Source organism: Collinsella sp. OF02-10 (assembly GCF_003463445.1).
Classification (GTDB): Bacteria; Actinomycetota; Coriobacteriia; order Coriobacteriales; family Coriobacteriaceae; genus Collinsella.
This window is the reverse complement of sequence record NZ_QSCW01000003.1, coordinates 76931-96401: the sequence shown is the minus strand read 5'-3', so window position 1 is coordinate 96401 and position 19471 is coordinate 76931. Positions and strand designations below refer to the sequence as shown.

Annotated in this window: 18 protein-coding genes and 2 tRNA genes; 3 read left to right on the top strand and 17 right to left on the bottom strand. The window is 60.5% G+C overall.

The annotated features are described in order from the left end of the window. Nucleotides 1-12: 12 nt before the first annotated feature. On the top strand, nt 13-1035 hold the full coding sequence (locus DXA43_RS02785; protein ID WP_117806195.1) for an iron ABC transporter permease: 1023 nt from the start codon (nt 13-15) through the stop codon (nt 1033-1035). Between the two features lie 12 nt (nt 1036-1047). Further along, nucleotides 1048-2217 carry an ABC transporter ATP-binding protein gene (locus DXA43_RS02780; protein WP_117806194.1) on the top strand — a complete coding sequence of 390 codons (1170 nt, stop codon included), beginning with the start codon at nt 1048-1050 and terminating at the stop codon, nt 2215-2217. Between the two features lie 112 nt (nt 2218-2329). Here the strand turns inward: DXA43_RS02780 and DXA43_RS02775 are convergent, their stop codons facing one another. The 10 genes from DXA43_RS02775 to DXA43_RS02730 all read right to left on the bottom strand — a co-directional run bounded on the left by DXA43_RS02775 (nt 2330) and on the right by DXA43_RS02730 (nt 13112). Next, nucleotides 2330-2941 (bottom strand): TetR/AcrR family transcriptional regulator, encoded by a 612-nt coding sequence (locus DXA43_RS02775; protein ID WP_158564927.1) that lies wholly within the window; start codon nt 2939-2941, stop codon nt 2330-2332. A gap of 116 nt (nt 2942-3057) precedes the next feature. Further along, nucleotides 3058-4365, bottom strand: a complete 1308-nt coding sequence (locus tag DXA43_RS02770) for a lysylphosphatidylglycerol synthase transmembrane domain-containing protein (RefSeq protein WP_117806192.1) — start codon at nt 4363-4365, stop codon at nt 3058-3060. A 151-nt stretch (nt 4366-4516) separates the two neighbouring features. Further along, nucleotides 4517-4593, bottom strand: a tRNA-Glu gene (locus DXA43_RS02765). 22 nt (nt 4594-4615) lie between these two features. Next, a tRNA-Glu gene (locus tag DXA43_RS02760) sits at nt 4616-4692 on the bottom strand. 128 nt (nt 4693-4820) lie between these two features. After that, on the bottom strand, nt 4821-6215 hold the full coding sequence (locus tag DXA43_RS02755; protein ID WP_117806191.1) for a CCA tRNA nucleotidyltransferase: 1395 nt from the start codon (nt 6213-6215) through the stop codon (nt 4821-4823). A gap of 164 nt (nt 6216-6379) precedes the next feature. Continuing rightward, entirely contained in the window at nt 6380-7312 is a 933-nt protein-coding gene (locus DXA43_RS02750) for a 1-phosphofructokinase family hexose kinase (protein WP_117806190.1), read from the bottom strand. 183 nt (nt 7313-7495) lie between these two features. Further along, on the bottom strand, nt 7496-8428 hold the full coding sequence (locus DXA43_RS02745) for a 1-phosphofructokinase family hexose kinase (RefSeq protein ID WP_055250439.1): 933 nt from the start codon (nt 8426-8428) through the stop codon (nt 7496-7498). A 74-nt stretch (nt 8429-8502) separates the two neighbouring features. Then, nucleotides 8503-10206, bottom strand: coding sequence for a phosphoenolpyruvate--protein phosphotransferase (ptsP, locus tag DXA43_RS02740; protein ID WP_099431685.1), 1704 nt, complete (start codon nt 10204-10206; stop codon nt 8503-8505). Between the two features lie 133 nt (nt 10207-10339). Beyond that, on the bottom strand, nt 10340-10603 hold the full coding sequence (locus tag DXA43_RS02735; protein WP_022094575.1) for an HPr family phosphocarrier protein: 264 nt from the start codon (nt 10601-10603) through the stop codon (nt 10340-10342). A gap of 505 nt (nt 10604-11108) precedes the next feature. Next, the gene (locus tag DXA43_RS02730; RefSeq protein WP_117806189.1) at nt 11109-13112 is read right to left on the bottom strand and encodes a fructose-specific PTS transporter subunit EIIC; all 2004 of its coding nucleotides are present in this window, start codon (nt 13110-13112) and stop codon (nt 11109-11111) included. 271 nt (nt 13113-13383) lie between these two features. Here DXA43_RS02730 and DXA43_RS02725 point away from each other — a divergent pair, with 271 nt between their 5' ends. Then, nucleotides 13384-14241, top strand: coding sequence for a MurR/RpiR family transcriptional regulator (locus DXA43_RS02725; RefSeq protein WP_117806188.1), 858 nt, complete (start codon nt 13384-13386; stop codon nt 14239-14241). A 59-nt stretch (nt 14242-14300) separates the two neighbouring features. Here DXA43_RS02725 and DXA43_RS02720 read toward each other — a convergent pair whose 3' ends face one another. The 7 genes from DXA43_RS02720 to efp are packed head-to-tail and all read right to left on the bottom strand — an operon-like array spanning nt 14301 to nt 19398. Continuing rightward, a complete protein-coding gene (locus DXA43_RS02720; RefSeq protein WP_117757237.1) occupies nt 14301-15929 on the bottom strand; it encodes a DNA repair protein RecN in 1629 nt (542 codons plus the stop codon). Continuing rightward, on the bottom strand, nt 15919-16779 hold the full coding sequence (locus tag DXA43_RS02715) for an NAD(+)/NADH kinase (RefSeq protein ID WP_117639364.1): 861 nt from the start codon (nt 16777-16779) through the stop codon (nt 15919-15921). The genes DXA43_RS02720 and DXA43_RS02715 overlap by 11 nt, the downstream gene beginning before the upstream one ends. Beyond that, on the bottom strand, nt 16776-17579 hold the full coding sequence (locus DXA43_RS02710) for a TlyA family RNA methyltransferase (RefSeq protein ID WP_117806224.1): 804 nt from the start codon (nt 17577-17579) through the stop codon (nt 16776-16778). The genes DXA43_RS02715 and DXA43_RS02710 overlap by 4 nt, the downstream gene beginning before the upstream one ends. Before the next feature lie 35 nt (nt 17580-17614). Beyond that, the gene (locus tag DXA43_RS02705; protein ID WP_006233978.1) at nt 17615-17854 is read right to left on the bottom strand and encodes an exodeoxyribonuclease VII small subunit; all 240 of its coding nucleotides are present in this window, start codon (nt 17852-17854) and stop codon (nt 17615-17617) included. 2 nt (nt 17855-17856) lie between these two features. Further along, nucleotides 17857-18444 (bottom strand): transcription antitermination factor NusB, encoded by a 588-nt coding sequence (gene nusB / locus DXA43_RS02700; protein WP_117806187.1) that lies wholly within the window; start codon nt 18442-18444, stop codon nt 17857-17859. Between the two features lie 3 nt (nt 18445-18447). After that, nucleotides 18448-18810, bottom strand: coding sequence for an Asp23/Gls24 family envelope stress response protein (locus tag DXA43_RS02695; RefSeq protein ID WP_035138197.1), 363 nt, complete (start codon nt 18808-18810; stop codon nt 18448-18450). A gap of 24 nt (nt 18811-18834) precedes the next feature. Then, a complete protein-coding gene (gene efp / locus DXA43_RS02690; RefSeq protein ID WP_117806186.1) occupies nt 18835-19398 on the bottom strand; it encodes an elongation factor P in 564 nt (187 codons plus the stop codon). Nucleotides 19399-19471 lie beyond the last annotated feature (73 nt).

Genomic DNA, 19471 nt, shown 5'->3' with positions numbered 1-19471 from the left:
AGCCGGCTTTCCATGGCATACGACGAATCGGGGCGCGCCGCGCGGTGTCGCGTCGTGACGGCGCTGCTCGCTGTTGCCCTCATCGTGCTCGTCGGGGCCAACCTGTGCATCGGGAGCGTGCTCGTGCCCGCAGACCACATCCCCGGCATCCTTTCGGGCGGCGCGGCCAATTCCATGGAAAGCCAGGTCATCTGGGAGATTCGCCTGCCGCGCGTGCTTTCAGCCGTGCTTCTCGGCGGGGCACTTTCGCTTTCCGGGTTCCTGCTGCAGACGTTTTTCAACAACCCCATCGCCGACCCGTTCATCTTGGGCGTCTCCTCGGGCGCAAAGTTCGTCGTCGCGCTTACGATGATCGTACTTCTAGGCGCGAACCAGGCCATGTCCTCGCCGGCCATGGTGGCCGCAGCGTTTCTGGGCTCGCTTATCACCATCGGCTTCGTGCTCCTCATCGCACGGCGCATAAGTTCCATGGCCATGCTCATCGTGGCGGGCGTCATGGTGGGATACATCTGCTCGGCGGCGACGAACTTCCTCATCGCCTTCGCCGACGACCAGTCCATCGTGAACCTGCACAACTGGTCTTTGGGTAGCTTCTCGGGTTCGAGCTGGGACGACATCGCGATCATCGCGGTCGTGGTGATCACCGTGAGCGCATGCGTATTCGCGATATCGAAGCCCCTTTCCGCCTTCCAGCTGGGAGAAGCCTACGCGAAAAGCGTCGGCGTGAACGTCGAACGCTTCCGCGTGGTGCTCGTCCTTCTAGCGAGCATGCTCTCCGCCTGCGTGACCGCGTTCGCTGGTCCGGTGTCGTTCGTAGGCATCGCGGTTCCGCATCTCGTGAAGTCGGCGCTAAAGTCGTCGAAGCCCATCCGCGTGATTCCTGCGTGCTTCTTGGGAGGCGCCATCTTCTGCGCGGGCTGCGATTTGATCGCGCGCACGCTGTTCTCTCCCGTCGAGCTTTCCATCAGCGCCGTCACCGCCATCTTCGGCGCTCCGGTGGTTATCGCGCTCATGTTGAAGAAGCGGGTGAGGTAGATGGGGGAATTCGTGCCGCGGCCCAAAACGCAGGCTGACGGAGCGCCGCTTTTCCACATAAGCGACCTGTCGGCGGGCTACGACAAGAAGGTCGTAGTCGAAGGCGTCGATCTGGAGGTTCGCGCGGGCGACGTCGTGGCGCTCATCGGGCCGAACGGCTCGGGCAAGTCGACCATCTTGAAAACCATCACACGCCATCTGGCACCGCTTGCCGGCGCGGTCGAGCTCGACGGGCGGGAGATTTCCCGATGGAAGACGGCGGAGTTTGCAAGGAACCTTGCGGTTATGCTGACAGATCGCCCCCGGACCGAGCTCCTCACCTGCCGCGATGTCGTAGAGGCGGGAAGGCACCCCTACACCGGGCGAATGGGCACACTCTCGCCCGACGACCATAGTCGGGTCGACGAGGCCATGAAAACCGCACATGTGGAAGAGCTCGCCGAGCGCGACTTTATGCAGATAAGCGACGGGCAACGCCAGCGCGTCATGCTCGCACGCGCCATCGCGCAGGATCCGCGTGTGCTCGTGCTCGACGAGCCCACGTCGTATCTCGATATCCGCTACCAGATCGACCTGCTGCGAATACTTCGCCACCTTGCGAAATCGCGGAATGTGGCTGTCATCATGTCCATCCACGAACTCGAGCTCGCGCAGAAAAGCGCCGACAAGGTGATTTGCGTGAAGGACGGCCGAGTCTTCCGCGCCGGCGCACCCGAGGACATATTCACGCGCGAGACGATTGGCGAGCTCTACGGCCTTCAACATGGCACCTTCAACGAGCGCTTCGGCAGCGTGGAAATTGGACGCCCGCACGGCGATGCGCACACGTTCGTCATCGCCGGCGCAGGTACGGGGTCGGCTGTGTTTCGCCAGCTCATCCGGCAGGGCAAGGCGTTCTACACGGGCGTTCTGCACGAAGGGGACATCGACTGCGAGCTCGCGCGCGACCTGGCGGCGGAATGCGTGGCCGAGCGCGCCTTCGAGCCGATCGGGGATAGAACCATAGCCCGCGCCAAAGAGCTCCTCGTCCACTGCGCGCGCCTTATCGTGTGTCCCGCCGCCTTCGGCACCATAAACGCCCGCAACGCAGAGCTCGTCGAGTTCGCACGCTCGCACGGTATCGAGGTCATGCGAGCGTGCGAAGGCGCATCGGAGGATTCCCATTTGGGGTGGAAAGGATAAACTGGACTTTCTTTTAAGGATCCTCAGGCTACAGCTCCTACGCCGGCGAGGTCTACAAGGCGCCGGAGAACCTCGTAAACAGGAATTTCCACGCCGACGAGCCCAACTAGACCTAATCCAAGCGAGATTCCAAACTCGAAAGACCGCTCAACGTCAGATTATTAGCAACCTCCGAGACACGCTCGATGGGAACCGAACCGTCAGACAGCGCCCACGTGCGATAGATGCCGATGATACCGGACAGCAAATACGCCAGATAGTAGTCGAACATCTCGTCCTTGAGGCCTTGGGGCAGCAGATCGCGCTCGGCAATCTCGTGCTCGAGCGGCGCACGAAGACGAGCCATAAAATCATCGAGCGGAATGTTCTCGATCAGCTGACGATTGAGCACCAAGTTGTTGCACAGTGCCTCGTTAACGGTTTTAAAGAAGGTCGCCGCCGCGCCCAGAGCGCGCTCGTTGGTGTCGCCGTCCATGGAAGCAAGCGTTTTCTCGACCGAGTCGACAATCATCTCCACCACATCGACGGCAATGGCATCGAGCAGGCCATCAACCGTACCAAAGTGAACGTAAAAGGTCTTGCGGTCGACATTGGCCTCGCGCGCGATGGCACTCACCGTAATGTCTGCCAGCGGCTTTTCCATGAGCAGGCGCTCGAAAGCGGAAAGGATGGCATTACGGCTGCGAACGATGCGGCGATCAAGGCGCGGTTTGCTGGTTGCCATGGGCGTGTCCCTTCGATAAGAGGGCATTCATCAACAGATGAGAGATAATCTACGTAAGAGGATTATCCCCCATACAGCTCAAATATGCCCCGCATCATGAAGAACGCACGACTGCCCTACCGCGACTTAGGGTGCTTCTTCTTATTGAGCGCCGACGGAGATACGCGGATACCGTCGCCCGTCCGGCGCACATAGGCTTTATGAGCCGGCTTAGCGGTCCCAGAAGCCTTCTGAGCGTGCTTCCTGGGATCAACGGTAACAGCATTCGTGGGGTGCGGCTTAGTGGGCGCAGAGGGCGTCTGAGGCTCGCGGCCGAGCTTGCGCATCACGCGATCCCAGCGCGCATGGATGCTCTCGTTGTGGGCGCTCTTAAGGCCCAGCAGGGGCGCAGCCAAAATGGTCGGCGCAATAAATGTAATGAGGCGCCACAGCAGATAACCGGCGGTCGACGCCGACCCAAAGAAATGACCCAGGAACAGCGCGAAGCCACCCTCGGCACCGCCGGTGCCACCGGGCAGGGGAACAGCAGAGCTCAGGAGCTGAACAAAGGCGCTCGCGGCCATGACCGAGAAAAAGTCGACTTCGTGGTGGCCAAAGGCAAGCATCAGGAAATACGGCACGAGGTAGAAAAACGCGAGCTGCAACATGGTGATGACCACCGTGAGCAGCATGGACGAAAAGTGGCCGGCTGAAAGCTTGAACTTCTCGGAGAAAGAGTAGATTTCGCCGTCGACAAACGTACGCCAGCCCTCAATCTTGGTGGCCGAGACGCCCATTCGCTCGAGCCAATTGATGATGCAGTGCGCGACGCGCGTGACGGTCTTGGGCATGAGCGCGACGGCAAAGATGCCAAGCAGAATGCAACAGTGACCGCCAAAGCTAAAGACGCACAGCAGCGTCATGTCGCCATAGCGCTCGGCGAAAAACGGCATTCGGGCAAGCAGCAGAATGGCGCCCCAGGCAACGAGGCCAAACTGATACACGATAAAGCGCGTGAACTGCGTGGCACCGGCCTCGCCGACATTTTGGCCTGCCTTGGTCAGGCGGTAGATCTGGGCGGGCGTAGAGCCCATCATCATGGGCGTCAGGTTGCCAAAGAAGATACCGCTCGCCTCGACCGAGATCAGGTCGCGAATGCCGACGGGCGAATTGGGATCGAGCCAGACGGCGATCGCATAGGCGACGATGCCAAAGAACAGGTACAGGAACATGCAAAAGCATGCAGCAACGAGCCACGGCGCCTGAACGCTCGACATGGCAGCCCAGAACTGTCCCATCTGACCGGTCACAATCAGATAAACGATATAGCCAACCAGCACGACGCCGATAAAAATGGCACCGCGGCGTGCACCCTTGTTGTCATCGCCGCCCGAGGCCTCAACCTCGACCTGGGGCTTAGATGTATGCTGAGAGGACTCCGTCATGAGGCTCCTTCTGACCGTCCAAATATCTTGCATATTGTACCCGCAAGGGCCACAAGCAGAACGTAAAGCTATGGGCCAAATGGGAATTGCAGATGGTTTGCTCGGAAATAAAAAACCCGGGCTTCCGTGGGAAGTCCGGGTCTCAAATTCATGGTAGCCCGTACCAGATTCGAACTGGTGATCTCCGCCTTGAGAGGGCGGCGTCCTAAACCGCTAGACGAACGGGCCATAAGCCTCAGCAGAAAAGAAGTGGTAGCCCGTACCAGATTCGAACTGGTGATCTCCGCCTTGAGAGGGCGGCGTCCTAAACCGCTAGACGAACGGGCCACATGACATCTGCACTGCCGTGCTGCGAGGAAATATATTACGGGACAAAAAACATCAGCGCAAGAAGAAATTCCAAATTGCCGAAAAAATTGTCGGCAGGTTATGGAACGCGCAGGTCAACTGGTTAGCTAGTTCAAGTTGAGATGAGCCAGGAGGGCTTCGCGGTTGTTGGGGATGTTGTCCTCGATCACGGCGTCGAGGGCAGCGTTGAGAAGCTGCCCCAGCTCCGGCCCCGGCTTGACGCCGGCGCGGATCAGATCGCCACCATTGATGGCAAGCATCTTGAGTGTATAGGGCTCCCCCGCCTGCAGCAGATCGTGGGCGAGCGTACGCATCTCCTCGATCGTCTCGACGTAATAGAAGCACGAGGGCGCCTTGCCGAGCGTGTCGGCACGCTTAAGGTCCATGAGCTCGTCCATCAGACGCGGCGTATCGACACCCTCGCCCGAAAGCGCGCGCATCATATTGAGCAGGCAGGAGCGCTCGGGGCGCAGCGGCTTGTCATGGTATTTGATCAGCAGGCACACATCGCGCACCAAATCGTGCGAGAGCGCCAGGCGATCCATGATGACACGCGCCTTCTTGGCGCCGAGCTCGGGATGACCGTAGAAGTGGCCGCTGCCGTCGTGATCGACCGTAAAGCACTCGGGTTTGGAAACGTCGTGCAAAAACGCAGCCCACATAAGGCTCGACGAGGGCGCGACGCCGTCGCACAGCGCCAGCTCCCCTGCCACCGTCAGCACGCGGGCGATATGCTCGTAGACGTTAAACGCATGATAGACGCTGCGTTGATCAAACCCGCGAGCGGACGCGAGCTCGGGCACGGCGGCGCAAACAAGCTCGGGGTAGCGCAGCATCGCGTCTCCCCCATGGCCGGTCGAAAGGATACCCTCGAGCTCAATGCCCACGCGCTCGCGCGCCACAGCATCGAGCAGCGGCGCGCACTCGGCAAGCGCCTGTTTAGTCTTAGGCTCGATCATAAAATCCAGACGGCAGGCAAAACGCACCGCGCGCAGCATGCGAAGCGCGTCCTCGTTAAAACGACGCTTGGGATCTCCAACGGCGCGGATGAGCTTGCGGTCTAGGTCGCCCTGACCATCGTAGCGGTCGACAAGACCACGATCGGGATGCCAGGCCATAGCGTTAACGGTAAAGTCACGACGCGCCAGATCGTCCTCAAGCGACGCCGCACGCTCCACACTCTGGGGATGGCGGCCGTCGGTGTAAAAGCCGTCTAGGCGGTAGGTGGTGACCTCAATGCGCTCATCATCGCAAATAGCCGTGATGCCGCCAAATTTTATGCCCGACTCAACCACGGCAATATCAGCCGCTTCGAGCGCCTCTTTGGACTCCTGCCACAGGCCGCTGCAGCACATGTCAACATCGTGGCTGGGGCGTCCCATCAGGGCATCACGTACCCAACCGCCCACGTACCAAGCCTCAAGACCTGCTGCCTCAAGCGCACGCAGGACACGGATAGAGGCATCGGTCGGCTGCGTACCGTTGAGCGAAACATTGCACATGCCTATGGCCTCCTGCGACTATCAAATTGGCTATCGATTGCGTCTGCAAGAAGTCTAGCAAGAAACAGCCTCCACTGCACACGCAAGTCCGATAAACAAAAACGCATCCGTCCTGGTCTAAGACGGATGCGAAATAATTGAACTATTCAGGCAAGGTGCCGGAACTAGCAAACCTGACGAATTGCAATACCCTTCTGATACTCATCGACCTTGGCAAAATCGCCCAGACCCGGGCACTCGACCACGTTGGCGCCGGTGGCCATCGAGAGGCGCAGGGCGTCCTCGACGCGCTCGGGAGCGTCGTGCCACACGGACAGGAAGGCGGCCAGCGAAGAGTCACCGGCGCAAACGGTCGACAGCAGCTTGACCTCAAAGGTACGGTTGGCAAACCAGATGTGCTCGCCGTTGGAGAAGTACGCGCCGGCGCCACCCAGGGTCAACAGCACGTTCTTGGCGCCCTTGGCATGCAGCTCGGCCATGGCAGCCTTGACGGACTCATCGTCGCCGCCGCTCACCTTAATGCCAAAGATGTCGAGCAGCTCGTCGTCGTTAGGCTTAATGAGGAGCGGCTCCATAGCAATGAGGTCGGCCAACTGATGGCTCGAAATATCGAGCACGAACTCGGCGCCCTTTGCCTTAACGCGGCGAAGCACCTCGGCCAGGAAGCCCTCAGAGGTGTTGGGGGGCAGCGAGCCGCTAATGACCAGGCAGGTCATGTCCTCGAGCGAATCGATCAGCTCAAACATCTCCTGCTCGTTGGCCTCGTTGATGGCGGCACCGGCGTTGACCATGTTGTACTCGGTGTCGGGACCGGCATTGAGGAACACGTTGACACGCGTGATGCCGTCAGTCCACACGGGCTTGACGGGCACGCCCAGGGCCTCGGCGCCCTTAACGATATACTCACCCGAGAAGCCGGCGAAGAAGCCCAGGATCGTGGTGTCGACGCCGTAGTGGTCGAGCGTAAACGAAACGTTGAGACCCTTGCCGTTGGGGGTGTAGACAGCGTTACGGGTGCGGGTAACGGTGTTGGCGGACAAGCCATCGCAGGAGATGTTGTAGTCAATAGCGGGATTTGCAGTAAGCGTGTAAATCATGAATGTTCCTTTCACGAAGCAACGTATTAATGAAAGTATATTCCACGCTTCGGCAAAAGGCTACAACAACTCGGTGAACGGTGTGGAACGCGTGAAGCGCGGCTCCGAGGTTCGAGTGGGACAAAAAACGGCGCCCCGGTCGAAACCGGGACGCCGTATGCGCACGAGTTTGTCGTGTTTCGCTTACTTGCGATCGAGCTTGCGAACGGCAACGCGCTTGCTGTACTCGTCGACGTGACCAAAGTCGCCGATGCCGACGGACTCAGCAACGTTGGCGCCGGTGGCCATAGCGAGCTTCATGGCCTCCTCGACGTTGTCGCGATCCCTGTACCACTTGTGCAGGAACGCAGCGAGGGTGCAGTCGCCGGCGCAGACGGAAGAGACAAGCTTGATGTTGAACTCACGCTTGGCATACCAGATGTCCTCGCCGTTGGAGAAGTAAGCGTCACCGCGGCTACCACGGGTGAGCAGCACGTTCTGGACGCCGGCCTCGTGAGCCAGCTTCATGGCAACGCGGACCTCGTCGTCGGTGTCGACCGGCACGCCGAAGATAGCCTTCATCTCGTGATGGTTCGGCTTAATGAGCAGCGGCTTCTTGTGAGCGAGCTCCTTGAGCTTGTCGGAGGACAGGTCCAGGACGACGTCGGCGCCACGGGCCTGAGCGTGCTCCATGACCTGAGCCAGGAAGTCGGGCGTAGCTTTGGGAGGCACGGAGCCGGAGACGATCAGGCACTCAAGGTCGCCCGCGGTGTCCAGGATGTTGTAGAGCTCCTCCTGATGCTGCGGCGTGATCGGAGCACCGGGGTTCAGGATGCCGTACTCGTGCTGGCCATCGTTGACGTAGGTGTTGATGCGCGTGATACCGTCGGTCCAGACCGGGCGGCAGAGGCAACCCAGGTTCATGACCTCCTCGACGATGAACTTGCCCGTGAAGCCGGCGAAGAAACCGAGCGCGACGGTGTCGACGCCCATCTTCTTAAAGGCGAAGGACACGTCGAGGCCCTTGCCGTTAGCCGTGTAGCTGGCCGAGCCGGTGCGGACGTTCTCGTCGGGCTCGAGCGGAGAGCTCGAAACCGTCATGTCGACAGCCGGGTTAGCGGTTAGCGTGTAGAACATTTACAGTACCCCCTGTATATGTGAGGGCCGCGTGGCCGGCCCATTCCAACCACGCGGTTACCTCTGATACCAAATTAGCGAGCTGCGGACTCGAGCAGTGCCTTGACCTCGGCAGCGGTGTTGCAGGCGAGCGCCTTCTCGGCGAGCTCGTCGCACTCGGCCTTGGTCCACTGGCTGATGGTCTTGCGGGCGCGCAGGATGGACGGAGCGCTCATCGAGAACTCCTCCAGGCCCCAGCTGATCAGCAGCGGCTCGAGCAACGGATCGGCAGCGGCCTCGCCGCACATACCGACCATGATGCCGGCCTTCACGCCGCTCTCGATGATGTTCTTGAGCGAGCGGAGCACGGCGGGATAGTAAACCTGGTACAGGTTGGAGATGGTGTCGTTGCCACGGTCGGCGCACATGGTGTAGCCGATCAGGTCGTTGGTGCCGATGGAGAAGAAGTCGGCGACCTCGGCCAGGCGGTCAGCGAGCAGCGAGGCGGCAGGCGTCTCGACCATGATGCCAACCTCGATGTTCTCGTTGAACTTGCGACCCTCTTCGGTCAGCTCGGCCTTGCACTGCTCGACGAGCTCCTTGACAGCCAAGACTTCCTCGACGCAGGTGACGAGCGGGATCATGATCTTGACGTCACCGAAGGCGCTGGCGCGCAGCAGGGCGCGGAGCTGGACCTTGTACTGGTCGGGGTTGGCCAGGCAGTAACGCACGGCGCGGAAGCCCATGAAGGGGTTCTCTTCCTTGACCATGTGCAGGTACGGAATCTCCTTGTCGCCACCCACATCGAGCGTGCGGATGATGACCGGAGCGCCCTTGAGCGCGCTGGCGACCTTACGGTAGGCGTTGAACTGCTCCTCCTCGGAAGGAAGCTCAGCAGAGTCCATGAACAGGAACTCGGAACGGAACAGGCCGATAGCCTCGGCGTCGTGATCGAGCGCGTTGGGCACGTCATCGGGGTTGCCGATGTTGCAGGCAATGATCTTCTTGATGCCGTCGGCAGTCACGGACGGCTTGCCGCGGAAGGCCTCGAGAGCCGCCTTCTCGGCAGCGAAAGCCTCGGCCTTGGCAGTGTAAGCGGCGAGCGTCTCCTCATCGGGATCGGCCTCGACGATACCCTTGCCACCGTCGACGACAACGGTCATGCCGTTGCGCAGTGCGGTGCAGCTGTTGGAAACCGAAAGGACAGCCGGGATCTCGAGGGCGCGCGCAATGATTGCGGAGTGCGACGTGCGGCCACCAGTCTCGGTGACGATACCGGCAACGTGCGCCTTATCGATCGTGGCGGTCATGGACGGCGTGAGGTCGTGCACGACAACGACGGTGTTCTCGGGCAGGACGGAGAGGTCGACGACCTCCTTACCCAGCAACTCGGCCAGAATGCCGGTACGGATGTCGGCGATGTCGGCCGCGCGCAGACGGAACATCTCGTCGTCCATGGACAGGAACATGTTCTCGAACATGGTCGAGGTGTCCATGAGCGCCTGCTCGGCGCAGGTGCCGCCGTCAATGGCGGCGTTGATGGCGTCGGTCATGCCCGGATCCTGAGCCAGGACAATGTGTCCGCTCATGATCTCGGCCTCGGCCTCGCCCACCGTCTCCTTCATGTGGTCGGCCTGAGCCTGAGTCTTCTCGCAGAAGACCGAAAGAGCGGTCTGATAGCGTTCCTTCTCTGCTGCCGAATCAGCAACCTCGTGCGGCTCAAACGTCAAGTCGGGATCGACGGCGACCATAACGGTGCCGATTCCGATGCCCTCGGATGCGTTGACTCCCTGATACATTCCCATTCCTCTCTCCGTGCCATGTGATAAAGCGTTTTGCCATATCCATGACAAAAGAGCGCAGCTACCTTGATACAGGTCACTGCGCCCCCAAGTATGAACTTAATTGTTCAACATGCGACCCGTTTGAGTTCTACTCGCCAAGACCGCTCTTGATGAGCTCGATAGCAGCAGCCAGAGCCTCGGCCTCGTCGGCGCCGTCGCACTTGACCTCGACCTCGGTGCCGCAGGGGATACCAGCAGCCATGAGGGCCATCGGGGACTTGCCGTTGACCTCCTTCTCGGGGGTGACGACCGTCACGTCGCAGGCGTACTTGCCCATGGTGGAGGCAAACAGACCAGCCGGACGCATGTGCAGACCCTGAGGATTAACGAGGGTAGCCTTCTCAGAAACCATAGTTGACTCCTTTTTTGTGTTTAACCCCTGTCATGCATGTGGCAGGAGTCAGATTCACGACGTTGTTTATATTAACTCACATCAAACTGTTTTTCATTGTGTTTCGCACGAATTGTTGGACAGTTGTCTGTCCTGTCCGCTCGCCTGCCGGGCGGGGCGGTTAAGTTTGCTGCTCTACAGTCCTGCGCAAGACGGAAAGCACATTAAGTGCTTTCCTTTGCGTGCGGAACTCGCGACAAACTTAACCGCCCCGCCCGGCAGGCGAGCTGCGATAACTGAGTCGGTCCAAGAAATATCGTACGAAAGGAATTCTGGCTGAATTACTGTTCGTATGTGAGATCCGGTTGATGGGGCTTTGTATGCCCAACTTGAGGACTGAGGAGTGTCCCGGGGTGCCGGCAGGAATGGAACGTCCCTAAGTGCCGGGCTGTATGAAAAAGGCGGGGGCTCCTGGTGGAGTCCTCGCCTTTGTTACAGGGGGCGATGTTATTCGCGTACTGTGGGATTAGACCAGGCGGGCGTTGATCGTCTTGGCGATCTCGGCGGCGTCGGTGGAACCCTTGACGGTGCCACGGAAGTCCTCGTCCATGAGCGCCTCGGCGACCTTGGACAGGATCTTGAGGTGCGTGGTGCCAGCCTGTGCACCGGGGATGAGCAGGGCGATAGCCACGTTGACGGGAGCGCCGTCCATGGTGTCCCAACCGGTCACGCCGGATTCGTCCTTGACGACGATGACGACGGCCTCGGTAATGGCGTCGGACTTGGCATGCGGGATGGCGAAGCCCTCCATCATGCCCGTGGTGCCCTCGGCCTCGCGGGCCAGGAAGGCGTTCATCACAGCGTCGGCGTCGCTGGCGATACCGGCCTTGACAGCCTGGTTGGAAACGAAGCTCAGAGCCTCGTCACGAGAAGCGAAGTCCTCGGCGACAAAGACATTCTCAACCTTCACGAAGTCGGCAGCCTCGGCCTTAGGGGCCTCAACGGCAGCGGCCTTGGAAGCCTCAACCGGCTTGGCTACAGGAGCGGCCTTCTGATTCTTCTCGAAGTCGTACTTCTTGAAGGCCACGAACAGGATGCCACCGACCACAGCGCCGATGAGGATCGCGAGGACCCACAGCGGACCGTTCTCGACAACGGGCAGGACCAGGAAGCCACCGTGGGGCGCCGGATCGTGGACGTTGAACATAATGGTCAGGATCGAGGCGATGGAGGAACCGAGCATCATGATGGGCATGACCGGCCAGATGTTCTTGGTCATGAACGGAATGGCGCCCTCGGTGATGTGGGTGCAACCAAGAATGAGGTTGACGATACCGGCGTCGTGATCCTCCTGGCTGAAGTACTTCTTGCCGACAACGACAGCGAAGGTAGTGATCAGCGGCGGAACGATGCAGGCGGCAGAGACGGCAGCCATGAAGTTGGTGCCGAAGTTGTAGGTATCGGTGCCAACGCCGGCAGCCAGTGCCTCGGTGAGCATAGCAGTACCGGTGACGTAAGCAGCCTTGTTGACCGGGCCACCCATGTCAAAGGCGCACATGCAGCCGATGGCAAGACCCAGGACAACGGCGCCAGAGGCGGACAGGCCCTTGAGGAAGTCCATCATGGCGGTGTTGATGGCAGCCATGGGGCCCGAAATGCCGAGCATGACCAGGCCGACGATAGCCGTCGAGAACAGCGGGTACAGGAAGATGGCCTTGAGGCCGTCTAGGTTCTTGGGCAGACCGGCAAAGACCTTCTCGAGCAGCAGGATGACATAGCCGGCGAGGAAGCCGCCGACGATGCCGCCCAGGAAGCCGAAGCCCACGCCGGCGCCACCGGCGTCGATCATGCCGGTCTCGGCGTTAACAGGCAGGCCCTGGATGGCGATCATACCGGCAACAAAACCGGGGACGAGCGCCGGGCGCTTGCCGATGGATTCGGCGATGTAGGCGGAAAGCACCGGAACCATGAGGTTCATGGCGATGCCGCCGATGATCTTCAGCATCGCAGCAAAGCTGTTGTAGTCAGACGCCGTCGAATCGAAGGACGTAATGCCCCACAGGAACGAGACGGCGGTCAGGACACCACCGGCAACGACGAAGACCAGCATATGGCTGACACCGTTCATAAGGTGCTTGTAGATGACGTGGCCGATGGACTCCTTCTCCTCGGTCTCGTCCTCGACATCGGCAGCGACTGCAACCGTGCTGTCGCCCTTGGCGGCGAGCGCGCGGTCAATCAGCTTACCGGCGGCCTCAACGGACAGGGCCTTGGAAACACCGACGGAAACCATGGGCTTGCCGGCGAAACGCTCAGCCTGGACATCCTTATCGGCTGCGACGACGACGGCCTTGGCACCGGCGATCTCGCTCTTGGTGAGCTCGTTCTCGACACCGACCTGGCCATGGGTCTCGACCTTAATGGTCAGACCTCGCTCGGCAGCTGCCTTCTCCAGCGCCTCCTTCGCCATGAAGGTGTGCGCGATGCCGGTCGGGCAACCGGTGGCGGCGATGATGTCAAACTTAGCCATGTGTCCCTCCTTTTTAAGTTTTGCGCCCGCAGGCGCTCCCCTACACGCGCGTCCTTGCGCGCTTTTCCACAACTGAAAGATACCAACCTACCGTCCGCGTGAGAAGAGACAAGGCGCAATTCTCCGGTGAAAGGTTCTTTCATAACCGTAAACGGTAGGTGAAAGTTTACCATCAACACTTGAAACGGCAAGGTGTATCTTGTTATTGAAAATCCCCCTATACTATGAGAATACAAACGAGTCCGATTTTCATGCCAACCAGGAGCCATCCATGACCGATAGTAGCAAGAGCGCACTTTCCCTCATTAGTACCCACCAGGGATACAGCGAGTCCGAGCAGCGCATTGTCGACTATATATTGGAGCACCAGTCCGAGGCGCCACGCCTCACGGCGGCTCAGCTCTCGCGCGCCGCTGCCACGTCCGAAGCGACCGTTTCGCGCTTCTGCCGCAAGCTGGGCTTTGGTAGCTTCCGCAGCTTTCAGTTTTCTCTGGCGAGGGATTTGGAAAGCCAGCGCAACGAGGGCCTGACTGACGAGGTCTCGCTCGACAATATGGAGCAGAGCCTCAAGAACATCCTGGCCGCCAAGGTGAGCGAGCTTAATGCGACCATCGACGGAATCGACCACGATACGCTGGCGGCTGTCGTGCATGCCCTTAAGCATGCAGGGGTTATTGAGTTTGCAGCTGTGGGCAATACGAACGCGGTCGCGCTCGATGCGACGTTTAAGTTTTCGCAGCTGGGCCTGCGCTGCATGGCGAGCACCATTAGCGAGACCTCGATTGGTTTTGCGCTCACGTTACGCCCGGGTGACGTTATCGTACTGATTTCAAACTCGGGCAAGTCGCGCCGTTTGAATCGCATGGCAAAAGCGGCTCGCGACTGCGGCGCAACCGTAGTCGTCATCAGCAGCGACAGCAAATCCCCGCTCGCGCGCCTGGCAGACTACACTTTTAATACCGTCAACCACGAAGCGCTGCTGACGACGGGCGACTTTGCGTTCTCTAAGATCAGCGCCACGATGATCATCGAAGTCATCTACAACTTCCTGCTGCCCGAGATTGAAGACGCTCGCGAACATATCAGCTACTACGAGGAGCTCATCCAGCCGGATAAGGTCGTTGAGTAAAACGCGTAGTGGGACAAAAATTTCAGTCTAGTTTGTCCCACCAACACCGCTGATACGACCTAACCTCGAGCTTCTTCGAGCATCTGCTTGGCGTGCGCTAAGCTCGCCTCCGATTGATCGCCGCTCAACATGCGGGCGATCTCGGCGGTACGCGCTTCGCCGGTTACCTCGTCCAAATGCGTCTGGGGAACCACGCCCGGTTCCTTGCTGACGACATAATGCTTGTCAGCCATGACGGCGACCTGCGCCAAGTGGGTTACGACAATCACCTGATGTGTAGCGGCGAGATCTGCCAGCACGCCCGCGAGCGCACGCGCCGTGGAGCCGCCGACACCGGCATCGACCTCATCGAACACGAGCGTATCAACACCGTCGGCGTTACCCAAAACCACCTTACTCGCCAGCATGACGCGGCTGAGCTCGCCGCCCGACGCAATTCGACGCAGGGGGCGCGGCGTCAAGCCGGCACCGCTACGGTATAGCAGCTCGTAGCTCGAAGGACCAACGGGCGTCCACTCAGCACGGGGAAGATCGCGCGACTCCCAGACGAGCTCGGCGCCGCCCATCTCCAGGCGAGCCATCTGGCGGCCAACCTCGTGACAGAAGCGCGGGGCCGCCGTATTGCGAGCGCGCTTAAGCGCCTTGGCGGCAGCAAACAGTTCGCGCTCCGCCGCGCCAAGCGCTTCACGCGCCTTTTTGATCTGTTCATCGCCATCATCAACCAGGGACAGCAGCTCTTGAGAGCGATCGCGCATGGCGAAAACATCGTCCATAGTGGGACCCCACTGACGCAACAGGCCCTTGAGGTCGGAATACCGCTCACGCATGCGAGCGAGCTCGCGCGCGTCGAAGGCGATGCCATCGCGATAGGCACGAAGCTCGTTCGCGCAATCCTCAAGGGAGATACAAGCATCCGAAAGTGCATCGGCAATGTCGCCCAGTTTGCGATCGACGGTAGCCATTCGAGAAAGCTCTGCCACGGCACTGTTCACGGCATCGAGCGCTCCCCCTTCGGCGGCAAGCGATGCATGGGCATCGTTAGCCGTCGCCACCAAGACCTCGGCGTGCTCCGAGCGCGGCAGCAGCTCCTCGAGCTCCTCATACTCGCCCGGCTTGGGGTCGACCTCGCCGATGCGCTCGAGGGCAAAGCGCGCCTCCTCGACGCGGCTCCCCTGCGCACGTGAGGCCTCTTCGACGCGTCGAACCTCCTTGGCGGCAGCGCGCGATGCCTTAAAGCAGGCGCGATACGCATCCAGCGCCTCGAGCGCAGAGCGCCCTGCCCACGCATCGACCATCGCAACGTGATGCGCCGGGTCGAGCAAGCGCTGGTGCTCGTGCTGGCCGCACAGATCCATCATCACGCCAACGCGCTCCGAAAGCTCGCGCACACTGGCGATGCGGCCGTCAATCTTCACGCGGCTGCGGCCCTCGGCAGAAAGGCTGCGCTGGACCGTGAAGCCTTCCGTGTCGTGCGGGCCGTCGAACAAGCGCGCCTCGACACTCGCCAGCGCCTCGCCCTCGCGCACCGTCGACGAATCCGCGCGCTCACCCAAAATAAGCTTAAGGGCCGAGAGCAGCGCGGTCTTGCCGGCACCGGTCTCGCCGGTCAGGACAGTCAGGCCGGTACTCGGCACCAGCGTCGCCTCGCGAATGAGTGCAATGTTAGAAACCTGCAGCTCATCGATCATGACGGACTCCGTAGAATACGCGGCTCACCGAGTTGTAAAAACTCTCGGGGCCGTAGTCGAGCAGCAGCACATCGCCGGGCCCGCGGCGCACCGCCACGCTCTCAACGGTGCCATCGCAGGTAATAAACTGTCCATCGATAGCGATCGCCGGAACGCTCGGACGGTCATCAGACATAAAAATCTCGACGACATCGCTCGGCGAGGTCAAAAAGGCACGGGCCTGAATAGTATGCGGCGCGATAGGCACGCAGACCATGCCCGTGTAATCCGGGCTCACGATAGGACCGCCGGCACTGAGGGCATAGCCCGTGGAACCAGTTGCCGTAGACACGACCACACCATCGCCGCGCAAGCGATCGATATGGTGGCCCGAAACGGTGATATCGAACTCGACCATATCGGAAAGCGGCCCGCGCGTGAGCGCCATGTCGTTGAGGGCAAAAGAACGCACGACATCCTTGGTGCCGTCCTCGCGCACAGAAACGATGTCTGCAGCGATCGTGGCGCGACGACTCACGTGGAGCTCACCGGACAGGGCATCGCTCACAACCTGCAGAATATCGCGTTCCTCGGGACTGGCCGCCGTCAAAAAGCCCAGGTGACCATAGGAAAGACCCAGAATAGGAATCTCTCGATAGTTGAGGATGCGGGCGGCGCGCAGCAGCGTGCCGTCGCCGCCGAGCGTGATGACAAGGTCGGCACCATCCACGTCGGGCGTACTCTGGATCTTGGAGCGCTGGTCGGCAGCCCAAGCGACCTCGTAGCCCTGGCGCGTCAGCCAGAGCTCGAGCATCAGGCCGCTCTCGACCGCCTCTTGCTTGTAGTAATTGGGAACCAGAAAGACCTTCATAGCGTTGCAGCTTTCTCGCTCAAAGCCGATACCTGGGATTGCAACTCGTCATCGGAGTGCTCGCTGGGGGCAAACCTCGTGCCGTACAGGAAAAACTCCACGTTGCCCTTGGCGCCATGGATGGGCGACACGCACACGTCAAGCGGGAACAGGCCCTTGGCGGCAAAGAGCTCAATCGCCGCCACGAGCGTGTCAACACGCACAGTGGGATCTGTCACGATACCGCCCTCGCCCACCAGCGCAGCCGGCGCCTCAAACTGGGGCTTTACGAGCGTGCAGAACGAACCCGAAGGCTTCAGGCACGCCAGCACGGCGTCGATGATATTCGCGATGCCGGTAAATGAGACATCACATACAGCCAGGTCGATGGCACAGGCATAGCCAAGCTCAGGCAGCTGCGTCACGTTTGTGCGCTCATGCAGCGTCACGCGATCATCCTGACGCAACGACCAATCGAACTGGGCGCGACCCACGTCCACCGAGACAACGGTCGCAGCTCCGCGCTTGAGCAGGCAATCGGTAAAGCCGCCGGTAGAGCAGCCCACATCCAGACAGCTAAGGCCCGTCGGATTGATGCCAAACGCATCAAGCGCGCCTTCGAGCTTAAGACCGCCGCGGCCAACATAGGGAATGCGCCCCTTCACGTGCAGTGGCAGACCCGGAATCACCTTAAGGCCCGGCGAAGTCAAGCGCTCGCCGCCACTCGAGACCAATCCGGCCATAAGAGTGCGAAGGGCATCCGCGCGATCGGCGCAGATGCCCTGTGAAATCAGTTCGTCATCAAGACGCACGCGTTTCATGAATGCCATCAACCATTCGTATCCGGAGATGCGGCCTAGCTATCCTGGGATTCGTTAGCCGCATCCTCATCGTATTCCTGCTCGAGCTTATCGGCCTCACGCGGCGTCAGCTCAAACTTGTCGACCATATCGACCGCGCGGGAGCCCAGCTCAATCGCTTCGTCAAACAGATCGAGTGAACGCTCCAAGGACGTATCCTTGGAGCGAACGGTAGCGATGATCTGGTCCAGACGGTCCGAAATCTCGTCAAAGTTGCGGACAGAACCCTCTGGCATGGCTACTCCTCGACGGAGTCGGCCTCGACGGCCTCAGCAGCGTCCACATCCTCGGCAAGTACACCGGCGGTAGCCTGAGCGGCAGCGACCTTGGCGGCAGCCTCAGCAGCCTGGGCCTCCTCGCGAGCGCGATCCTCGGCCAGCAATTCCTGGTACAGGTCCTCGCCCGGCAACTCCTCGCTGCGCGCGATCTTGCCCAGCACGCCGTTGACGAACGACGCGGACTGGTCGGTGCCATAGGCCTTGGCAAGTTCGACGGCCTCGTTGATCACGATAGCGTCCGAGACCTCCTCGTCGGTGAGGAAACGCATCTCGTAGACGGCGATACGCAGCAGGTTACGGTCGGCGCCGGGCATGCGCATAAGATCCCAGTTCTTGGCGACGGCGCGCAGGGCACAGTCGATGCGATCGATATGCTCGTAGGCACCGCGGCAAAGCTCCAGCGCATAGGGGTCGAGGGGACCCTTCGAGATCAGGAAATCGCCCTCGAGGACGCGCTCGAGCGGGCTGTCCGTGGCCTCGGCCTGGAACAGCAGCTGCAGCGCCTGACTGCGGGCAAGCGTACGCCCGCGATAAACCTTAAGGCTCAAAGGTTACTCCTTGGGGAAAACGAGGCCGTCAATGCAAACGTCAACGCGCTCGACCTCGACGCCAACCTGGGCATCGATGGCGGCGACCACGGCGGCGCGAACGGCCTCGGCGAGTTTCTTGAACGGATAGCCAAAGAACACCACGACACGCACGGTGAGCGCGAGTTTGTCGCCGATGACCTCGGCCTCGACCGCCGGCTCGGAAGCCGGGGCCTTGGACGAGAGCATCATGGAGACAAGGTTGGTGGCAAGGTCCTTGACGCCAACGGAGGCGATGCCCTCGACATCCGACACGGCGCGCGAGACGATGGCGGTCAGAACATCGGGCGAAATGCCGATGCCGTCAATCTTGATTTCCTGGGGCATGAGTCCTCCTAGAAGAGTTGGTTGCTAGACGCGGGAGACGAACTTGCCGTCGCGGGTGTCAACCTTGATGACCTCGCCCTCGTTGAGGTACATGGGGACCTGGATGACAGCGCCGGTGTCGATCGTGGCCGGCTTGGTGGAACCCTGGACGGTGTCGCCCTTAAAGCCCGGGTCGGTCTGGACGATGGTGGTCTCGATGAACATCGGCGGGGTCACGCCCATGAGCTCATCGTCGGCGAAGAGCAGCTGGCAGATGTCGTTCTCGCGCAGCCACTTGGAGTTCTCGCCCACCATGTCCTCGGGAACGGGAACCTGCTCATAGGTCTCGTTGTCCATGAAGATGTAATCGGCGCCATCGTTGTAGAGGTACTGGAACTCACGGGTGGTGAGCATGACGCTCTCGAACTTGGTGCCGGCGTTGCAGGTGTTCTCGACGACGCGACCGCTCTTGATGTCGCGGGTCTTGTAGCGCACAAACGCGCCGCCCTTGCCCGGCTTGACATGCTGGAACTCGACGATGGTGTAGACCTTGTCCTTGATGCGGAGACCGAGGCCGTTCTTAAAGTCGGCGGTAGAAATGGTAGGCATAGCGACCTTTCTTGTTATGGGCAGAACGCACAAGCGTCCAAATTACATACGACGGAAATTATACACTTGCAGA